Below are 20,379 nucleotides of genomic sequence, written 5' to 3'. Positions count from 1 at the left end.
CTTACCCCTGCAGCGCCGCCGTCGCGGCCTGAATACCGCGCTGAAGTTCGCTGCCGGTACCGAAACTCTTCATCTCTTTCTGGTATGTCGGGGAATTACGCAGGGCAGCAACGTAATCCTGGCGCTCTTTCTCCGTGGCGTTGGCCTTCAGCGGCGCCATCTCTTTCTTCGCAGCCTCGAGGGCGTAGATGTCACCCTGAGTGCGGGCGATATCTGCCGCCTGGCTGCCAATGTCGCTGATCAGCCCCACCGCTTTCAGGCGATTCTGCTCTTTCTCCTTATCGAAGATTGGGCTAATGCTGTCGTTAGCATTCACCGTATCCCGACTCAGGTTCGCCAGGTCCTGCTGCTGGTTAGCCTTATCACGAACGGTAATGGTGCCATCCGCCACTGCCGCCTGGGTGGTACCTTCCGCATGGCCGCTGCTGCCTGCCGCCGCGATCATGCCGCCAGGCAAATTGCCTTTAAAGGTATCGCCAAAGCTGCCGCCGCCGCTCAGGCTCACCCCCGTATGGCTGACTTTGTAATCCGCTTCGTTATGCAGATCGCTAAAGCCGAGCGTGCCGGTATCGAGACTGTTTTTATCCGCCGTCGCCGTCGAGGCGATCACCGCGCCGTCCAGTTGGGTATGCCGCCCTACGGTCACGTCAAAGCCGCCGTCGCCAGCAAACAGTCCGGTCTGCTCTTGCACCGAGTCGAAGGTGCTCTTCATCTTGTCCTGCCTGGCGCTGATGTAGCCGGAGCCGGTCATACTGCCAAAGGTAAAGCTGCCGCCCGCCGCCACGCTGGTCTGCTTCGAGTTGTAATCGTTGCTATCCTGCTGACTGCTCAGCCAGAGATCGCGGCCTATGTCGGCCACAATCTTCTCGCCGTTGACCTGTGCGCCGTTCAGTATGGCGTCACGCCCGCTGGTCATAGAGACCTTGCCGCCGCTGTCGATCGTGGTTTCGGTCCAGGCGGTGCCATTGCCTTTTTCATTACCTTTCGCAGCATTCACGTTGGCAAAGACGCTGATGCCCGCCCCCCCGCTACCGGCGCCAATGCTGACGCCCACGCCACCGCCGCTGCTGCTGTTTTTACCGGTCGTTTTTTGCGTGTTCGCCGCACCCGTCAGCAGGATGTCGTTTTCGGCATTCAGCGTCGTATCGCCTCCCGCCTTCATCTGACTGCCGCCGATCAAAATGTCACCACTGTTGGCGCTGGTGCCTTTCCCCGTCGCAGTGATTGTCAGATCGTCCCCGGCATTCAGCGTACTGCCCGTCACCGTGTCGCTCTCGGCATGCTGCTGCGATTTGGATTTTTGCGTGGTCAGGGAAAGGCTGACGCCAAATCCGTTGGAAGGATCGCCCGTCTGCTGGGCCACCACTGCACCCTGCCCCGCCTGTACGCCGGAAAGTGCAGCTTTCGTTGCCTGAAGCGCGGCCAGTCGACCGTCGCTCTCTTTGGTTGCCTCCTGCGCCGTGGTCACCGCGCTGTTGATCGCGCTACCAACGACGCCAGATAGCGCGACCGTCAGGCCACTGGATTTTTGTTCAAAGGTCTCATCCCGGGTGCGTTTATCATGACCCGGCTCGATCATCACGCTATCGCCGGTGAGCGACATATCTTTGCCCGCCACCAGATCCGCGCCGCCCACATGCAGCTGATTACCCGCCGTGATGCTCACATCTCCGCCCGTGGAGCCTATGGTGCTAAAACTCTGGCTCTGGGTAGTGCCGCTTTCACGCAGATCATGGGTGGATTTACTGCTGCCGATGGTAAAGCCGATGCCGCCGGTGCCCATCAGGCCGCTCTTTTTGGTCTCTTTGAAGCGCCAGTCGGTATTGCTGTTGGTGGCGGCAACGATGTCGACGTTATTGCCCGCCGTCAGGCCGACCGCTCCGTCGCCCACCACGGACGCCCCCTGCACCAGCAGGTTGTTACCTGCCGTCACCTGTACGTTGTCTCCGCTGAGCAGCGTGCCCGCTTCACGCGTTGCGCTGCTCTCCTCAATGGTGTGGGTGGTTTTTTTACTGAGGAACCCGCTTTTGGTTTTGGTCTGCTCTTTGTAGTAGTAATCGCTCTCGGTAGCAGTATTAAGATCGACATCGCGACCCGCTGCCACCGCAATATCGCCCTTCGCCGTCACCTGAGCGGCTTCGGCTGTCACGTCACGTCCGGCAATAATCGCCGTATCGCCGCCGCTGGCAATCTCGGTACCTTGTTGACGCACCGACTCGTTAATGACCGTTTTCTTGCTGGCTTTGTAGCTGTCGCCCTCTGTGGTGGCCTCTGCGTTTAGATTTACGTCGCGGCCCGCCTGCAGGCCGACGCTCTTCCCGGCGGCCAGCGCTGCGGCCTGCGCGTTGATATCCTGCCCGGCTTTCAACACCAGATTATCGCCGGCCGCCAGGGTGGTGCGATCGAGCCCGGTACTGTGAGTTTCACTCTTGCCGCTGCGGTTGCTTTCGCTGGTCTGCCCTGCGTTTAGATTGAGGTCATTGCCTGCGCTCAGCCCCAGGCCGCCGCCCGCTTTCAGGTCGCTGGCGGTCACATCAACATTGTTCCCGGCGTTGACCACCAGGTTACCGCCCGCGCTGAGGCTGCTACCCGCATAAGAGACGGATGAGCGTGCGGTATTTACCCGACTTGAGCTGTACGCGTCGTTCACCTGATGAGCATTCACGGCGATGTCGCCCCACGCGTTCAACAGCATATCGCCGCCTGCGGCCAGGCTCGCGCCGGTAACGGTGATGTTTTTCCCGGCGTCCAGAGACAAGGAATCCTGTGCCACAATCGACGCCGTGCTACCCAGCAGGGTATCTTTCAGGCCGACGTTATCGTATTTGCCTTTAGCGTTGAGGATCGTCTGCCCGGCCAGCGTCAGGTTGTTGATGCTGCCATCCGTGCTCTCCAGCGCCACCGTTTTGCCGCTGATGGTGGAGCTGATGTTGTTGATATTGCCAATGGCGCTCAGGTTGAGATCGCCCCCGGCTTTTATCAGGCTGTCGTTAAGGTTGCTGATACTGTTCTGGCTGTCGAGCGTCAGGTTATTGCCCGCCAGCAGCGTACTGCCGCTGTTGGTGATGTTGCCGCCCTTCAGGGTGACGTTATTACCGGCGATGACGCTGCCGTTATTGACGCTGACATCCTTCGGTGAGAGGTAGAGCTTCGGCACCATCACCGTTTCGCCGTTGATGACGGCTTTTTCCCACCACAAAATACTGTGGTCGAGGGCGGCAATCTGCTCCGCCGTCAGCGAGACGCCAAATTGCAGCCCCAGCGATTGCTGGGCCGCTGCGGCGTTGTCCATCAGGTAGCGCATCTGATCCAGATCGGAGCCGATGCCGTTCAGGTAGCGGTTACCGGTCTGGTTCAGGAGTGCATTCGAGACGTACCGGGTATCGAAGGCCGCATCGCCCAGGAAGCGGTAATCGTAGTCCGGGTTCAGATCCAGCCTGCCGAGCATGTAAGAGGAGCCGAGGAGTTGCTTCTCATCGGTGAAGAGCGCCCGGGTCTCCTGCGGGGCGCTGGAGGCAGGCTTATTGCCTAACATCGCGTTCAGATTGGCAAACAGAGCAGGATCTAGCTGCCCCAGCTCGTTGAGTTTGGGGTTAACGCTGATGAGATAGGGGCTTTTTGGATTATCTGAAATAACGAAATAGCCGTTGTTGCCCGACGGCAGCGGGTACGCGCTGGTATCGACGCGCTGGCCCTGGTACTGCCCACTGGCGCTGCCTTTGGCGGTATTGAGGTCGGCGGTGGTTACGCCCGCGTTTGCCAGCGCACCCAGCTGTCCCAGGTTGGCGTTACCTTTTTGGGTGGTGCCGATGTTGCTGAGAGGCGTGCTGCCGGCACTGTTATTGTCCAGCGCACCGCCGCCGTTAAGCTGTTGCAGGGCGCCCTGCAGCTGATCCTGCCACTGGGGCGAGCCGACCGCCACGGTCCCGGTGTTCGTCAGATTTTGCTTTTGCGCTCCGCTGGCAATGCTCTGGTTGCTGAGGGTGTTCAGCGACGGCGTAGAGATAACGTTGCTGACACCGCCCGCGTTAGCGGTGGTATTGGTGTTGCTGATGTTATTGGCGAAGTTGGCGGTAACGTTGCCGCCGGCCTGGATGACGGCGCGGAGCGTCTCGCCTTGCACGGTTTTGGTTGTAATACCCTCAAGCTTGTAGATGAAAGTCGAACTACCGCTCGGTGAGGTATAGTTCCACTCCGACGACGTTCCGCCCGTACTGCCGAAGAATTTGTAATTATAGTAACTTCCTGTTGTACCGGACTGATAACTCTCATTATTTAGCTGAGAGCCTGTTAATGTAGCATTGCGTCCACTGAGGATCAGGCTGGATTTATTCTCAAGGTTACCTGCATCTATCCTTATATCGCGCCCGGAGGAGATACGTCCCGCGCCACCGCTTGCGCTCGCCTCAACATGCGTAACGGAACCCGCAAACTGCATGGCCATGGCTTCAGCCGTCGGAGCATACGAAGAACTGTAAATATCGTACTCAATCGCACAGGTGCAGTTGCGATAGCCTTTACCGATACTATGCCTTAGCTCGTAAGAACTTGATGGAAGATTCCTGACCAGAAGTTCGATCGTGGCATCGCCTACGTTCTCGGCAAGTTGCGACGTCTCGGTCCAGGTATTCACCGTTAACCCGTCACGAGTGTTTAACAGGCTCCCCGCCTTAATCGTAATATCGCCGTTCTGCGTCTCAATATTCCCCGACGTATTCACGATCTGGGCGCTGGCATTCCCGGCCGCATCTCTCTGCATCGACAGGTTATTGCCCGCCATGATGTCGCCGCGCTGGTTGGTGATGCTGTCTGCATAGAGCGTCAGGTTATTGGCCGCGTACAGCAGGGCTGTATTGATGATCGAGCCCGGTGCGCTCAGGGTGAGCGAGCCGCGCGTGCCGGTGAAACCGTCCACCGTCATATTGCCACGGCTGGCAACGGTGATATCTCCGCCGCCCTGAACTGATCCAGTGCTATTCAGCGCCACGCTGCTACCAGAGAGCGTGCTGGAACCGCTGCCGGTGGTGATCTGTCCGTTATTGCTAAGCTGCCCGCCCGCCGTCAGGTTGACGGCCAGGCCCTGCAGTACGCTGCGGTTATCGATCCCCCCATTGCTGGTGATGGCGAGGGTTTTCCCCGCCGCAATGGCGGTTTTACTGGTGAAGGCGTTGGTCAGCTTCAGGGTCAGATTACCCAGCGACACCAGTTGACCCATCAGATCCAGCCCTTTACTCTCCAGCCACAGGTCGCCGCCGCTGAACAGCTTGCCGCTGGCGCTTTGCGTCAACGAATCCGCGTCGATATTCAGTTGAGAATTGCCGAGCAGCGTCCCGCCATTCGTAAGCTGCCCGTAATTTACCGCCAGGGTGCCCGCCTGAGTGGTGCCCTGATTGGTGAAGGTGGTGCCGGTCAGCGTGGCGCGGTCGGCAATCCAGGTGCCGCCGCCGTTGGCGGCGTTGGCGGCGTTGAGGATCAGATCGGTGGCCTGCAGCCAGCCACTGCCGGTGTACTGCGGTGTATTCAGCGTGAGACGCGCGCCAGAGAGCAGTTTACCGTCGTTACGCGCCTGGCTGGTGGCTTTCAGGAGGGTCTCGCCGCCCCCCTGAATCAGCCCGTCATTCAGAAGCGTCGGGGTCGTCACCGTCAGCCCCTGACGGCTGACAATCTCCCCACCTGCATTGTTGGTGAGCGTGCCGCCCAGCGTGAAGGTCGCGCCGTTATCCCCCTGCAGACGCCCGCTGTTGGTCAACCCGCCGGTGGTGATACCGAGCGTGGCCCCCTGGATCTTGCCCGCGTTAGCGACGGAGGCGGCATTGAGATTTAGCGCCCCGCCGGTCAGCATTGTGCCGCCGGCGAGCTGATTAACCGCTCCCGTCTGGCTCAGCGTCAGACCATTCACTCCGCTCACCGCCCCGCTGTTACTCAGCGAGCCGCCCTTCAGGGTCAGGTTTTTTGCGACCCACTGTCCCTGGTTGGTAAGCGAGGCGGCCTGCAGCGTCGCCGCCCCCAGGGCGGTGATCTTGCTGCCTGTTGTGGCGGTGAGTGTATCCGTCAGCGTCAGTTGCAGCCCGTCTGCGCTCTGCACGGCGCCGCTGTTGTTAAGCGACTGCGCGTTTAGCAGGATGTTTTGCGCCTGCCAGTTGCCGGCGTTGTTCACCGCACCGGAGGTGATGTTCAGCGTACCCTGGGTGAGCAACTTGCCGTTCGCGCCGTTGATCAGCTCCTGCTGCGGCGCAGCCATCGCCATACGTGCCATCAGCCGCTGCTGCGCCTGCAGCGTCAGGCTTTGCAGGCCGGTAAGGGTGCCCTGGTTGTTAATGCTGCGCTGCTGAAGCGCGAGGGTTTTACCCTGTACCGTGCCGCTATTTTTAAGCGCGCCGCCGCCGAGCGTGACGTCGCCTTCGCTGAGGATCTGCCCACGGTTATCCAGCGTCTGGGCCGTGAGGGTCGTATCGTCCTGGCTCATTAGCGATCCGCTGGAGGTCAGGGTTCCACCGGTGTTCGCGGTGAGTGTCCCCTGGCTTAGTAGCGACCCGCTGTGCGTCCACTCCGCGGCGCTTACCTCTATGCCGTTCCCCTGCTGTGTGCCCTGGGTGGTCAGTTGCCCCGCCTCCAGGGTTAATTGCCCGCTGGTCAGAGTGCGTGACGCCGCCCCGGTGGTGAGCGTATCCCCGGTGAGGGTCAGGCCGTTAGCCCCCTGCCAGAGCCCGCCGTTATTCAGATCCCGGCCACTGAGCGCCAGGGTACCGCCCATCATGCGGCCAGGGTTGAGCAACGCATCCGCCGCCAGCGTCGTGGTGCCCGCGCTCTGCATCAGTCCGGTGTTGGTCAGCGTGCCGGTAAAGGTGCCTGTCAGCCCCGACAGGCCATTCAGGGTGCCGCTGTTGGTCAGCGCACCGCCGTTCACTGCCAGCGTATCGCCCTGCAGAACCCCCGCGTTGCTGAATTGTCCGCCCTGCAGGGTGAGTGCCCCGCCGGAGAGCCCTTTCCCGGTCGTCTCGTTAATGAAGCGCGTAGCGGCGGCGTCGATGGCGTTAGTGCCCTGCATCAGGCCGCTGTTGCGTAGCTCGGTCGCCGTCAGATCCAGGGTTTTAGCCGCCACGGTACCGCTGTTGGTCAGGTTCGCCGCAGCGAGGGTGGCCGCGTTGCTGGCCAGGGTGTTGCCCTGATTAGTAAAGGTGTTGGTCAGGCGCAGGTTCAGGTTCTCGGCCTGAATATCGCCCCGGTTGATCAGCGCGTTACCCTGCAGAGTAAAGTCATCGCCCAGCAGCAGCAGCCCGGCGTTACCCAGCCTGTCGAGGTTCAGATCCAGTCCGCTACCGCTCACCAGCTGTCCGCGCTGGTCATTCAGCAATGTCCGGGTGGTGAGCTGCAGGCGCTCATTACCCTGCATAATGCCGGTGTTGGTGATCTCAGGAGCATGAAGAGAGAGCGCCTTTCCGGCCAGCTGTCCGTCGTTGAAGAGCTGCGCCGCCGTCAGGTCAAAGAGATTCTGGCTGAGTAATGCCCCCTGGTTCTCTGCCTTACCCGTAAGGGTGAGCGTCAGGTTATCCAGGGTCTGTACCGCGCCGCTGTTGGTCAGGTTATCGGCGCTCAGCGTCGCACGCTGCGCCTGCATTTGCCCCTGATTGGTGAGGGTTTTCCCGGTCAGGTTCAGCGTGTCGCCGCCCGTCACCTGGCCCTGGCTCTGGTTAGTGAAGGCGTTACCGCGCCAGCGCAAATCGCTGCTCCCCTGCAGCAGGCCGCTGTTTTGCAGATCGCCATGCAGGGCCAGCACTTTGGCCATCAGCTGTCCGCGGTTGTCGATACTGGCAGCGCCCACCTCCTGGTTTTGCTGGCTCAGTACCTTGCCCTGGTTGGTGAACTGACCTGTTACCTTCGCGGTGACGCCCGCTTCACCGAGCGCATTACCGCTGTTAATCCACTCCCCGGTCGCCAGATTCAGCGTTTTACCCTGCAACAAACCGGCGTTGTTGAGCGTAACCTGTTGCAGATCCAGCCCGCCGCCTGCGAGCATTTTTCCGGCCTGCAGGTTATTCAACTGGTTACCGATCGCCGTCAGCGTCGCCGTGCCCTGTAACGTGCCGCTGTTGGTGAGGGCCTCGCTGTTGAGCTGCGTATTTTTGCCCGCCAGCAGTCCGCCATTGGTCAGTGCCGCCGTGGTAAGAGTTAACCCGTCCCGGGCAATCGCCCGCCCGGTCGCGTCGTTAGCGACCTGCTGCGTCAGGGTGAGCAGGAGCGTTGTTGCGCTCAGTTCGCCGCTGTTGGTCAGGGTGTTGCCGTCCAGTTTCAGCGCATCACCACTTTGCAGGGTGCCGCTGTTGGTGGTGTCGGCGACCTCCAGCGTGATGCCGTTATCGCCCTGCAGCAATCCCCCGTTTTGCAGGCTATTCCCTGCAAGATGCAGGTTATTCGCCGCAATACTCCCTTCGTTGGTCAGCGTCGTCCCGTTGAGGGTGAGCTGGTCGTCGGCCAGCAGTCGCCCTGCTCCGAGGTTGCTCAGGCTGGCGTAATCGCTCTCCAGACTGGCGCCGTTGATCTCGCCCCGGTTGACCAGGGAGGTTCCCTTCAGCCGCAGCGTACCGTCGGTGGTGATCAGGCCGCTGTTAGTAAAAGTGGGGATGTTCAGCGTCAGGTCATTCACGCCGTAGAGCGAGCCCTGGGCGAGGTTGGTGAGCGTGTCGGCCTGCAGGGTAAACCGTGTGTTGCCCTGCAACAGCCCGCCGTTGCTGATGGCGCGGCTTTCTAACGACAGGGTATTGGCCACCAGCGTACCGCTGTTGGCGATCCACTCGGGGGCCGTCAGGGTCAGGCTGTCTGCCTTCGCGATCCCGCTCTGCGAGAGTTGTTGTCCGCTAAGCGTTATCGTATCGGCGGTTAACTCGCCGCTGTTGCTGAGCGCCTGCGCGGCGCGAAAATCCAGCGTCTGCCCGGTGGATTTGCCGCCGTGAACCAGAGTGTCGGCAGAGAGGTCCAGCTCGCCCTTCGCGGCCTGAATGCCGTTCAGCGTCGCGCTGTCTGCCTGCACTCTCAGTCGCTGGCCGCTTTGCAGCCGCGCCTGTTGCTGCGTGGTCAGCGTTGCGGCGTTGAGATCAAGGTTGCCTGCGGCATCTGTCAGGCCATTCAGATCCGCACGCTGGCCGGCGGTGAGCTGTATATCGCCCTGGCTGGTGGTGAGGGACGCTTTCCCGCTGGTGAGCACCCCGGTCTCTGCCGTCAGTCCCTTCGTCCCGGACAGCGTGCCCTGTTGAGTAAGCGTGGCCGCTTTCAGGTTTAGCGTGCCTTCGGCAAGGGTAGAGCCAGTGTTGGTCAGCCCATCGTTAACCGCCAGGCTGGCATCGCCTTTGGCACTTAGCGTGCCGTGCTGGTTCAGGGTATCTGCGTTTAAGGTTAGCTGGCCGCCGCTTTGTACTGCCCCGCTGTTAGTCAGCGTGCGCCCCTGAAGCGTGACGTCATTCCCCTGCAGCGTGCCGCTGTTCGTCAAGGAGTTCGTCTGCGTAGAGAGTTTCCCTTTCGCCGCTAACTGGCCGCTGTTCGCTACATTTTTACCGGTGATCGTGATGTCTTTCCCGGCGTTCACCTGGCCCTGATGCGTCATCGTATTCCCGCTCAGGGCAATATTGCCGCTGGCATCCGCCCGGCTTTGACCGTTCAGCGTCAGTCCTGCGCCGCTCAGGGTCAAATCACCGCCGGCGGCGATCGCACTGTCAGAGGCCGTAAGCGTGCCACCGCTGGTGACGGTGGTGCGGGCATCGCTGCCGACGGTGGCGTGGGTCAGGGTCATATCCTGCCCGCCGCGCACGTTCATTTCCCCTTTGCTGGTCAGCGAACTGCCTTTCACCGACAGCGCGCCGTCGGTGGCCAGAGTGGTATTTCCCTGCCCGACCAGCGTGGCATCCGAGAGGGCGACTCCCGCTTTACCCGTCACGCTTAATGCCCCGCCTTTGCCAGAGACGCCGCCCCCGGTCTGGGTCAGCTTGCCCTGGCTGTTCAGCGTGGCGCTGTTGGCGGCAACCAGCGAGGTCTCCTGCAGAACCATATCCTGCCCGCTGTTTATCGTCAGGCCCCGTTTGCTGTCGGTACCGCCGCCAGTGATCTGCAGTTTTCCGTCACTGGTGAGGCGCATCTCGCCGCCGCTGGCGAGGGTGCTGTTGTTAAGCGTCATTCCCTGCGAGCTGGTCACATCAAGTGCCCCACCCGCCTGATGGCTGCCGTTGAGCGTCACGCCCGCACCCTTCGCGGTAATCGCCCCGCTGGCCAGGCTGTTGTTGACCGTCAGCTTGCCGTTGGCGTCGAGCTGAATATCGCCCTGGCGGGCATTCAGGTTGCCCAGGTTTACACCCACCCCCTTCTCGCTGGAGACCAGACGGATGCGGTTGGCATACATACCGCCCAGCGCGCCGGTATCCACGGCGATTTTGGGCGCTACACCCTCGCCGTTAAGGGATTTGACACGCCCATCCGCAGCAACGCGGTTGGCCCCGGCGGTCACGGTAAGATCGTTGGCGTGGATCGCGGCGTTCACCTCGGTGGCGCGCGCAATCAGAGAGAGGGCATCGTTTTTGCTGGCATCAAGCCCCTGCCCCTCAATGGTGATGGCCCCTTTCGTCACATCCAGCGCCAGCAGGTTGCCGTTGGCATCAAGCTGTGGCTTGCCGGTGGTCAGGGTCACATTGGGCGTATTGATAAATCCGCAGCCGTTACAGGTGATGCCGTAAGGGTTCGCCACCATAACGTTGGCCGCTTTCCCGGCCACCTCGGTATAGCCCTGAAGTTGCGACCGGCTGCCGCCCGTCACCTCGTTGATGATCCCCTTCGCTTCACGTCCTGCCTGCAAATGCGGGTTATTCTGGATTAGCCCACCAAGCTGGGTCTGATTCAGGCTATTGGTGGCGTTATTAAGGATCAGCCCCTCTTTGCCTACGTTGTACTGGTTGAACTGGTTATGCGAAATACCCGCCCCGTTTGGCGTGGCGATGTTAACGATGGGCACCCCGTTACCGGCTTTGTCCATAGTGGTGTTGCCGGTCGGCGTCATCACCGCCGCCATGGCGGGCGCCATCGGCTGCCAGACCATTAAGCCGCAGACAGCCCAGCTAATCAGGCGCTGTGAGAAACGAACGGGAGGATGACGGGTTTCCATAGTCGTAAATTCTCTTAAAGCATAAAGGCGATACGCCAGTTAACAGTCACATGATCCGGGCCCAGCCAGTCGGGGTAGTGCAGCGGTGTGCCCACTGAGATCTGGCTGCTGTACCCGCGTCCGGCGCTGCTTAAGCCCACAGACGCGCCCCACAAGGTGCCGGAAGCAAAACGGTCTTCGCGATCTTTTTCCAGCCAGCCGCCATCCACCGCCAGGGTGGCGTTCACCTGGCCGATAAACGGCAGGGTAAACAGCGAATAGCCCAGTTCATTACGCCAGTAGCCGCCGTTATCACCAGAGAGGTACTGCTCTTTAAACCCACGCACTGAGCTTTCTCCCCCCAGCGTGAGCCGCTCGGCGCCGTAGAGGCGATCCGGCGACCACTGACCGTAGGCGCTGGTCAACCACCACAAGTTATTGGTGAGCGGACGCTGGAAGCTGGCGTTCAGGCTCCACTTGCGAAACTCGGCGCGCGGCTCATCACCGGTTTTATCTTCGTCCGTTTCGGCGTTGAACCAGGGCATGCCGTGGCTCCAGGTGGGGTTGAAGGTGGCGACGCCGCCCGCCAGTTTTTGCGTGTGAGTGATGCCAAGGATCAGGCTGGAAAGATTGCGGGTACTGCTTTGCAGCGGGGCGTCATTCAGCCAGTTGCGGCTTGAGCGCTGCACCATGCCCGCCGCGAGACCGGTTTTAATATCGCCATTGCGATAGACGACCCAGGAGGCATTAACACGGTGAGTTTTGGTATCGCCGGTCGAGATCCAGTCAAACCCCATATTATCGATGGTGGTGCGGTAGTTGCTCCACGCGTAGCTGTAATCCAGCAGCCCGTAGCCGAACGGCAGGCTTACTCCCGCCTGGAAATTTTGCGCGTCGTAGCGGGTGGCAAAATCACTGCTTCGACCGCCGCTGATAAACCACTGGTCTGCCAGACCTAACATATTATTGGCATACAGCGCACCATTCAGCTGATTCTCTCCGGTACTCTCTTGCCCGCTATTATCCAGACTGATAGTTGCCCTTAACGGAAATTCGGGTTTCGCCGTAAGATTTACCACTGAATATTCCGGTTGCGATCCGGGTAATATATCAATCTGCACCGGTTCGGCACGCAAACGGTTAATTTGCTCCATGCCTTGTTCGATATCGCGTAAATTGAGGATGCGCCCTGTCCGACCCGGAAAAGCCATCTTTAGCATCAGCGGGGTTTTGCCCTCAAGGCGAATCGCTTCCAGCTTCCCTTCCAGCACCACAATATTTAACTGACCGTGGGAGAGATCTTGTTCGGTCAAAAATGCCCGGCTGGTGATATAGCCGCGGCTAATATACCAGTCAGAAATATGGGTGGTTAATTCGTTTATTTTCACCTGATCCAGACAGCGATTTAGCCAGGGCTCTACCAGCCGCTTACGGGCTTTTTCAGCGATTACGGTAGCGCCTGAAAGAGTAATCGTATGGATGGTGAAGCAAGGCCCGGAGCCTTGCGCGGCGGGCTGCGGCCGGGTGGGGGCTGGAAGGGGGATACTGCGTTCCAGTTCATCTCGCTGCTGCTGATTTTGTATTAAAAGCTGTTGTTGTTGCTGCTGAATGGTATCGCGATCGGCAGGCGACAGCGGGGCCGCTTTCACCGGGAGAGATAAAAGTGCGACCATCAAGATAAGGATATAGTTACTGGCGGAAATTATTCCACCTTTGTGCATGAGGGTGCTCATCCGTGCCCTGAAAATAAACCCTAATAAAAGAGAGTTATTAATATAGGACGAGTCTAATTTGAGTTATATAAAATTTAACTTATGTCACAGGCTAAAATTAATTATGTGAATTACGTCAGGTTTTAATAATATTAGCGAGAAGGATATTTAATATATCCTCAGTTCGTTCTTACTCAATAACGTATTTTCAGGAGGAGAGTAAAATCACCCTCCTGAATTATTCAGAATAGCTTTATTAATAGTTTAGTCATGCTAACACCCGCAAAAATTCAGAAGCGGGTTATTCACGTGATTACCAGCCAGGCACCGCGCCACCATTAAAGATCTTCTCCGCCGCTTTCGCCACCTCCGGCGACTGATAAGCGTGAATAAACGCTTTGACGTTCTCGGCGTCTTTATTGTCTTCCCGTGCGACCACGATATTCACATAGGGTGAGTTTTTATCTTCAATAAATATCCCATCATGCACCGGCGACAGCCCGGTTTGTTGCAGATAGGTGGTGCTGATAATGGCCACATCGACTTTAGGATCGTCCAGCACGCGAGGCAGTTGCGCCCCTTCCAGCTCCATAATGTTAAGCTTCTTCGGGTTAGCCGTGATGTCCAGCGCGGTGGGCAGCAGGCCGATGTCCGGTTTAAGGGTAATCAGCTTCTCTTTTTGCAGCAGCAACAGGGCACGCCCCAGGTTGGTTGGGTCGTTGGGAATCGCGATGGTGGCGCCATCTTTCAGTTCAGCCACTGATGTGATCTTGCGGGAATAGCCTGCCATCGGGAAGACAAATGTATTCCCCACCGCCACCAGCTTATAACCGTGCGCTTTATTATCTTCCGCAAGGAACGGACGATGCTGGAAGACGTTGGCATCCAGTTCGCCGTGGTCAGTTGCATCGTTCGGCAGCAGCGAGCCGCTAAAGCCGACCAGCTCCACATCCAGGCCGTATTTCTCTTTCGCCACCTTTTTGGCGACCTCTGCCACTTCCTGCTCGGCGCCGTTAATCACGCCGACTTTAATGTGTTTAGCATTACTGCCACCCTGATCGCAGCCCGCCAGCAGCAGGCCCGCAAGAAGAAGTGCACCCAATCGACATTTCACCAGCCGGTTCCTTTTGATAAATGTTTACCCGACTATATCGGTAACCCAGCGGCAGGCTAAAAAACGAAAAGGAATCAAACAGAAGAAAAAGATATATGCCGCTCAGCGGTGCTTTTTCTCATGGGCAAGCAGCCACGCTTTGCGGGCAACGCCAGCGCCTGGTAATGCGATGTCTCACCGTAGCCGACGCGGGCAATCCCTTGCCAGACGGCCTGCTGAAACAGGCTGCCCGGCGTATCCAGGGTCGTAAAGTTCATGGGTCTCTCCGGTTGTGAGCAGTGAGTCCAGAGTGGCGTTTTCACCTCTGTGCTCACAACCGAAAAATGGACGACCATTTTTTTGCGCTAGCTTACGCCTGACTTTTGCGTAACGGCGCTTCGCGCAAGAACCATGACAGCACAAACGCCAGCACCATAATCCCTGCCGCCATGATAAACACCGCGTGAATGGCGGAGCCAAAGGCATCCAGATAGTCCGCCCTGAGGGCATCCGGCAGATGGTGGATAGCGTCAGGATCCAGCCCTCGAGGCAGTTCACTGCCTTCGGGGATGCGTGCCATCAGCCCTGATTGCAGTTGATGGGTAAATACCGCGCCAAACAGCGCCACGCCAATCGCCCCGCCGATAGAGCGGAACAAGGTGACACCCGACGTCGCCACACCGTACTGGCTGGACGAGACGCTGTTCTGCACCGCCAGCACCAACACCTGCATCACCAGCCCCAGACCCATCCCCAGCACGCCGGTGAAGAGGTACAGCTGCCAGGTGGGGGAGTCGATGGTGATCCGCGTGAGCAGCGCCATGCCGATCACCCCCAGCAGGGTACCGAGGATCGGGAACAGGCGGTACTTGCCGGTACGGCTGATAATGCGCCCGCTGATGATGGAGGTCAGCAGCAGACCGCCCATCAGCGGGATCAGCTGTAATCCGGCCTGGGTTGGCGTGGCCTCTTTCACAATTTGCAGATACAGCGGCAGGAAGGTCACTGAACCGAACAGCGACATCCCGATGATGAAGCCAATCAGGCTACACAGCAGGAAGCTGCGATCGCGAAAGAGCGAGAGCGGGATAATCGGCTCCCAGGCCAGACGCTCTTCATAGATAAATCCGGCAATCCCCGTCAGGCCGAAGGCCAGAATGCACCACAGCTGTGGGTCGCTCCAGGAGCGTACCGTTCCCCCTTCGCTGGTGAAGAGGATGATACAGAGCAGCGCCATGCTGAGGTAAATTGCCCCGAGATAGTCGATTTCATGTTTGTTTCGTTTGGTATTGCTGTGGAACACCGCGCCGATTACCAGCAGGGCAAACAGCCCCAGCGGCAGATTAATGTAGAAGATCCAGCGCCACGAGGCATGCTGCACGATAAACCCGCCGATCAGCGGCCCAATCACCGTTGCCAGCCCAAATACGCCGCCGAAGAGCCCCTGATAGCGGCCGCGCTCGGCAGGCGGGATCACATCGGCCACCGCTGCCATGCTGATCACCATCAGTCCGCCGCCGCCCAGCCCCTGCAGGGCACGCATCAGCACCAGTTGCGTCATGTTTTGCGCCAGTCCGCACAGCGCCGAGCCCAGCAGGAAGAGCACAATCGCAATCTGCAGTACAATTTTTCGGCCAAACAGATCGCCGAACTTGCCATACAGCGGCACCACGATGGTGGAGCTCAGAATGTAGGCCGTCACGACCCAGGAGAGTTTATCCAGCCCGCCCAGCTCACCCACGATAGTGGGCAGCGCCGTGGAGACGATGGTCTGATCGAGGGCAGACAGCAGCATCACCAGCAGTAGCGCGCTGAACAAGAGCTTTATCGAAGGGGGCTTTTGCGCGTCAGGCATCATAAGAGACCGCTTGAAATTAATTAATGAGATAATTAATATTCAATGAAGTTATGAATACGGTCAAGGGATCGCTCCAGCATGTCAGCACATAAAGATAATTCTGAACCGCGCCGCCCCGGTCGCCCTCGCGGGGGCAAACGTGCCACCACCAGCCGCGAGCAGTTGCTGGACATTGCGCTGGATCTCTTTTCCCGTCAGGGGATCGCCAACACCTCTTTAAACGCCATTGCCAAAGAGGCGGGCGTAACGCCGGCGATGCTGCACTACTACTTCAACTCCCGGGAGCAGTTGCTGGATGCCATGATCGAGGAGCGTTTTCTGCCGCTGCGCAGCACCATCGCTGCCACCTTTAGCGCCCATCCCGACGATCCGGTGGCTTCCCTGACCCTGATGGTCCAAACGCTGGCGAGCCTCGCCGGGCAGCATCACTGGTTTGCGCCGCTGTGGATGCAGGAGGTGATCGGTGAAATGCCGGTTTTACGCGCCCATTTGCGAAATCGGGTGGGTGAAGATAACTACTCCGTGACGCTTGCCACGCTGAAGCGCTGGCAGCAGGAGGGGAAACTGAACCGCGAACTGGCTCCGGAGCTGCTGTTTACCACGCTGCTAAGCCTGGTGCTGGTGCCCTTCGCGAGAAGGCGTAATGACGAGAGGCTAAGCGCTCTCTCGTCTGCACAGATTGTGCGCCACGCCTTAGCGGTGATGGGCCAGGGCATTGGCGCTTAAAGCGCTTTGGTCAGATAGTGGCGCTGCATCCCCTGGTTCGGGAAATCGGGCAATGTCATCTGGAGTTGATAGCCCAGCTTTTCGTAGAAGGGCCGCGCCTGGAAACTGACGGTATCCACCAGCGCATTCAGGCACCCTTTGCGCTTCGCCTCTTCTTCGGCGGCCAGCATGATCTGGCTGCCTACACCACTGCCACGCACCGCGCTGCTCACCCACACATAGCTGATATCCAGCCACTCCCCTTTGCGACGCCCAATAACCCCGCCGATGAGGGTACCGTCGTCATCGCGGGCAAAGACCGCCAGATTGCCCCAGGTGCGGGTATCGACAAACTGCTCGTTATAGGCGCGCAGCCCGGTTAATAACGCTTCCTGATCCTCGGCAGTGATGGTATCGACAATGTCTAGCTGCATCCTGTTTTCCCTCATTTTTTTATCGTTACCCTAAGTTCGCGCAACGGCAGAAAGGAGACAATAAATTTTTGTTGGCGCCCAAGAATTTGGCAAAAAGTGCGGCTACGCTTTTAACGTTTAGTCGCTGGAATGCGCAAATTCATACTTTCCACCTGGATCGCATCGGCGAATGTAACGATATATTTCAAATGGAGTGCCGTGGTTATCAACCGGAGGTCAACATGAAGTCAGCACACCTGTTTTGCCTGATAGTCTGTCTGCTTTTTGCCGCCTTCGCCCATGCGCAAGACAACGACGATCCCGCCAAACTCGAACAGAAAAAACAGCTGATTTTGAAGGATGTGAAAAAAGCCTGCGCTCCGCAGCGTAAACAGTCTGACTCGGAGTGGCAGGCGATGATTATGTCTTCAGAGGCGAATAAGCTTTTGATGCGCAACGCCATGCTGGCGGTAGATCGTAACAACCAGGAGGCCTACTGGGACGCCGTCAGCCGCATGGACTGCATGGAGGATTATTAAGCGTGAAGCGGGCTTCACGCTTGCTGATTAACGTTTACGTATTTCAGGAATAATTAAATCGCCCCGCAGAACCCAGGATTCCAGCATCTGGGTTTTTTCGTTCAGCCAGCTCACAATGCGTGCAGCCATCGCATCCATCGAGTATTCAATCGCCGGAATGGTTGGGATACCCGGTAAATGCAGGGAGCCGGCCAGACTGAAGACCATAATGTCACCCGGTACGGACTTGTTAAATGCCTGCAGCTGCGGGATCACCCGTTGCGCCTCTTGCTCATCAGCAACCAGTAAGGCGTTGAAGTTCAGCGTGCTCGCATTGTTCAACAACTCCTGCAACGCCACGGATGACGAGGTGGCCTCCATAAAGACCAGGTTGCGATTAAAGGGCAGGAAGTTTTTCTCCAGCGCGTGTTTGTAGCCCAGCAGCACCTGATCGGCAAAGCCGCTGCCCTGCGGATGGATCAGCGCTATCTGGCGGCGCCCCTGGCTGGTGAGGAAATTACAGGCGGTTTCTGCGGCGAACGCGTGATCGAACTGAATGCTGTTGACGTTATCCGCCGCCTGCATGCAGTCCACCAGAATGACATTTTCCTGATCGACACTCAGCGGAAAACGGGCGCCAATAATGAGAATGTCGTCGCACAACCCACACGAAAGCTCTTCAAGCGCGTTCATCACCTCGGCTTTGGTGTTGGCAAAACGCAACAGCAGATGCTTTTGATGCTGACTAAGCTGTTTTTCCAGCGCGTACAGGTAACCAGTGCTCTGGTTGATATTATCCTGCGCACAGATCACCCCGATACAGCCGGTTGACTGGCTCAGCAGCGACTGCGCAATCACATTGGGTCGATAGTTCAGCTCATCCACCGCTTTCAAAACGGCCTGACGGCTGGCTTCCTTTACACCGCGCGACCCGCTCAACACCCGTGATACCGTGGCTTTGGACACCCCGGCCAGACGTGATACATCGTTGATTGTAGACATCTTTCTCCCCTGACAGGACGGCCCCGCCCTGCAAATTCCATTACCGCATTGGCTCACATTTTAGCCAAAAAGAAGTATATCCGTTTCCGTTTTCTATGGAAACCGATTTTCCGTTTCCACTCATTTTGATGCAAAACACGCCAAATAGTGTGACACCGATCGTGATAATTAGCGCCATAAGTAACGGATATTGATAGCTGTCACACTTCTGTCTTTTATAAATGGAAACCGGTTTCCGCATGATGTCCAATCAGACCCGCAATAACTTTTTACATTTAGAGGATGGTCGTCGATGTTCAAGATAATGCTGTGTTGTTCTGCCGGAATGTCCACCAGCCTGCTGGTCAGGAAAATGGTTGAAGCGGCGGATGAGCGAGGTCTGCCGGTGAAGATTGATGCGTACGGCGTGGCCGAATTTGATACGCAGTTTCCGCAATACCAGGTGGTACTTCTCGGACCACAAGTGAAATACATGATAAAGACGCTGTCAGACAAGGCTGCTACGCAAGGCATTCCGGTGCAGGCCATCGATATGATGGACTACGGCATGCAGCGTGGTGATAAGGTGCTGGATTACGCTCTGTCGCTCATTGAAGCGGCACACTAAGAAGGTGTTCTCATGAGTTCGTTATATCAGTCTATGGTTGCCGTCATTGAGCAGTCCATTACCCCGCTGGCGGCGAAGCTTGGCCAGCAGAAGTATGTGATTGCCATCCGCGACGGCTTTACCGCCGCGCTGCCGTTCATGATCATCGGCTCGTTTATGCTGGTGTTTATCTTCCCGCCGTTCTCAGCGGACACCACCAACAGCTTTGCCCGCGGCTGGCTGGATTTCTCTCAGACCTACCGCGAACAGCTGATGCTGCCCTTCAACCTCAGCATGGGCGTAATGACTTTCTTTATCTCGGTGGGTATCGGCGCAAGCCTGGGTCGTCAGTTTAACCTCGACCCGGTGATGTCTGGCCTGCTGGCGTTTATGGCATTCTTGCTGGTGGCTGCGCCCTATGCGATGGCAAAATCTCCACCCAGTATCTGTCGGGCCAGGGGATTTTCACCGCGCTGATCACCGCCATCTACTCCACCCGCGTCTATGCGTGGCTGAAGCAGAACAACGTCACCATCCGCCTGCCAAAAGAGGTGCCGACCGGGGTGGCCCGTTCGTTTGAGATCCTGATCCCGGTGATGGTGGTGATCGGTACGCTGCACCCGCTGAACCTGTTCATTGAAGCGCAGACCGGCATGATCATTCCCCAGGCGATTATGCGCCTGCTGGAGCCGCTGGTTTCGGCGTCTGACTCCTTGCCTGCCATTCTGCTCTCTGTGCTGCTGTGCCAGATCTTCTGGTTCGCGGGCATCCACGGCTCGCTGATTGTGACCGGCATCATGAACCCGTTCTGGATGGCAAACCTCTCTGCAAACCAGGCCGCACTGGCCGCAGGGGCTGCCCTGCCGCACGTATACCTGCAGGGCTTCTGGGATCACTACCTGCTGATTGGCGGCGTCGGTTCTACCCTTCCGCTGGCGTTCCTGCTGCTGCGCAGCCGCGTCACCCATCTGCGTACCATTGGCAAAATGGGCGTGGTGCCAAGCTTCTTTAACATCAACGAACCGATCCTGTTCGGTGCGCCGATCATCATGAACCCGATGCTGTTTATCCCGTTCGTGTTTGTGCCGCTGGTGAATGCGTGTCTGGCCTACGGTGCCACTAAGCTCGGCTGGCTGGCGCAGGTGGTGTCGTTAACCCCATGGACCACGCCGGCACCGATTGGCGCCTCATGGGCGGCGAACTGGGCATTGAGCCCGGTGGTGATGTGCGTGGTGTGCATGGTGATGTCGGCGCTGATGTACCTGCCTTTCCTGCGCGCTTATGAGCGTACGTTGGTGAAAAACGAAGAGCAAAAAGCCCAGGCGGCTGTTGTAGGCGCTGAGCCGGCCAGTAACTAAGTTAAAGAGGAA

The 20,379-nt window shown here is 58.3% G+C and carries 10 protein-coding genes and 1 pseudogene; 4 read left to right on the top strand and 7 right to left on the bottom strand.

Translation table 11 applies throughout. From position 1 onward, the window contains the following. Position 1: 1 nt before the first annotated feature. From JZ655_RS00255 to JZ655_RS00235, 5 genes are all read right to left on the bottom strand, one after another. Entirely contained in the window at positions 2–11,143 is an 11,142-nt protein-coding gene (locus tag JZ655_RS00255; RefSeq protein ID WP_207292707.1) for a hemagglutinin repeat-containing protein, read from the bottom strand. Between the two features lie 14 nt (positions 11,144–11,157). Further along, complete coding sequence (locus JZ655_RS00250) at positions 11,158–12,855, bottom strand: ShlB/FhaC/HecB family hemolysin secretion/activation protein (RefSeq protein WP_207292706.1); 1,698 nt, start codon at positions 12,853–12,855, stop codon at positions 11,158–11,160. Between the two features lie 292 nt (positions 12,856–13,147). Next, the gene (gene nlpA, locus JZ655_RS00245; RefSeq protein WP_207293793.1) at positions 13,148–13,966 is read right to left on the bottom strand and encodes a lipoprotein NlpA; all 819 of its coding nucleotides are present in this window, start codon (positions 13,964–13,966) and stop codon (positions 13,148–13,150) included. Positions 13,967–14,022: 56 nt separating this feature from the next. Beyond that, positions 14,023–14,205 (bottom strand): hypothetical protein, encoded by a 183-nt coding sequence (locus tag JZ655_RS00240; RefSeq protein ID WP_207292705.1) that lies wholly within the window; start codon positions 14,203–14,205, stop codon positions 14,023–14,025. 92 nt (positions 14,206–14,297) lie between these two features. Then, positions 14,298–15,785, bottom strand: a complete 1,488-nt coding sequence (locus JZ655_RS00235) for an MDR family MFS transporter (RefSeq protein WP_207292704.1) — start codon at positions 15,783–15,785, stop codon at positions 14,298–14,300. A gap of 78 nt (positions 15,786–15,863) precedes the next feature. Between JZ655_RS00235 and JZ655_RS00230 the strand changes: the two genes are divergently transcribed. Beyond that, positions 15,864–16,511 (top strand): TetR/AcrR family transcriptional regulator, encoded by a 648-nt coding sequence (locus JZ655_RS00230; protein WP_040077788.1) that lies wholly within the window; start codon positions 15,864–15,866, stop codon positions 16,509–16,511. Here the strand turns inward: JZ655_RS00230 and JZ655_RS00225 are convergent. Further along, positions 16,508–16,924, bottom strand: coding sequence for a GNAT family N-acetyltransferase (locus JZ655_RS00225; RefSeq protein ID WP_207292703.1), 417 nt, complete (start codon positions 16,922–16,924; stop codon positions 16,508–16,510). The genes JZ655_RS00230 and JZ655_RS00225 overlap by 4 nt on opposite strands. Positions 16,925–17,145: 221 nt before the next feature. On the opposite strand from JZ655_RS00225, the gene JZ655_RS00220 reads away from it, so the two are divergent. Further along, the gene (locus JZ655_RS00220; protein ID WP_040077784.1) at positions 17,146–17,442 is read left to right on the top strand and encodes a YicS family protein; all 297 of its coding nucleotides are present in this window, start codon (positions 17,146–17,148) and stop codon (positions 17,440–17,442) included. A 27-nt stretch (positions 17,443–17,469) separates the two neighbouring features. Here the strand turns inward: JZ655_RS00220 and JZ655_RS00215 are convergent, their stop codons facing one another. Continuing rightward, complete coding sequence (locus JZ655_RS00215; protein WP_040077783.1) at positions 17,470–18,423, bottom strand: LacI family DNA-binding transcriptional regulator; 954 nt, start codon at positions 18,421–18,423, stop codon at positions 17,470–17,472. 292 nt (positions 18,424–18,715) lie between these two features. Here JZ655_RS00215 and JZ655_RS00210 point away from each other — a divergent pair, with 292 nt between their 5' ends. After that, positions 18,716–19,030, top strand: coding sequence for a PTS sugar transporter subunit IIB (locus JZ655_RS00210; RefSeq protein ID WP_040077780.1), 315 nt, complete (start codon positions 18,716–18,718; stop codon positions 19,028–19,030). Positions 19,031–19,042: 12 nt separating this feature from the next. Continuing rightward, a pseudogene (locus JZ655_RS00205) lies at positions 19,043–20,367 on the top strand (PTS sugar transporter subunit IIC). Positions 20,368–20,379 lie beyond the last annotated feature (12 nt).

Source organism: Leclercia pneumoniae (assembly GCF_017348915.1).
In the GTDB taxonomy this organism is placed as follows: Bacteria; Pseudomonadota; Gammaproteobacteria; order Enterobacterales; family Enterobacteriaceae; genus Enterobacter; species Enterobacter pneumoniae.
Note: the sequence above shows the minus strand (reverse complement) of the source record. Positions and strands in the feature narration are given on the sequence as shown.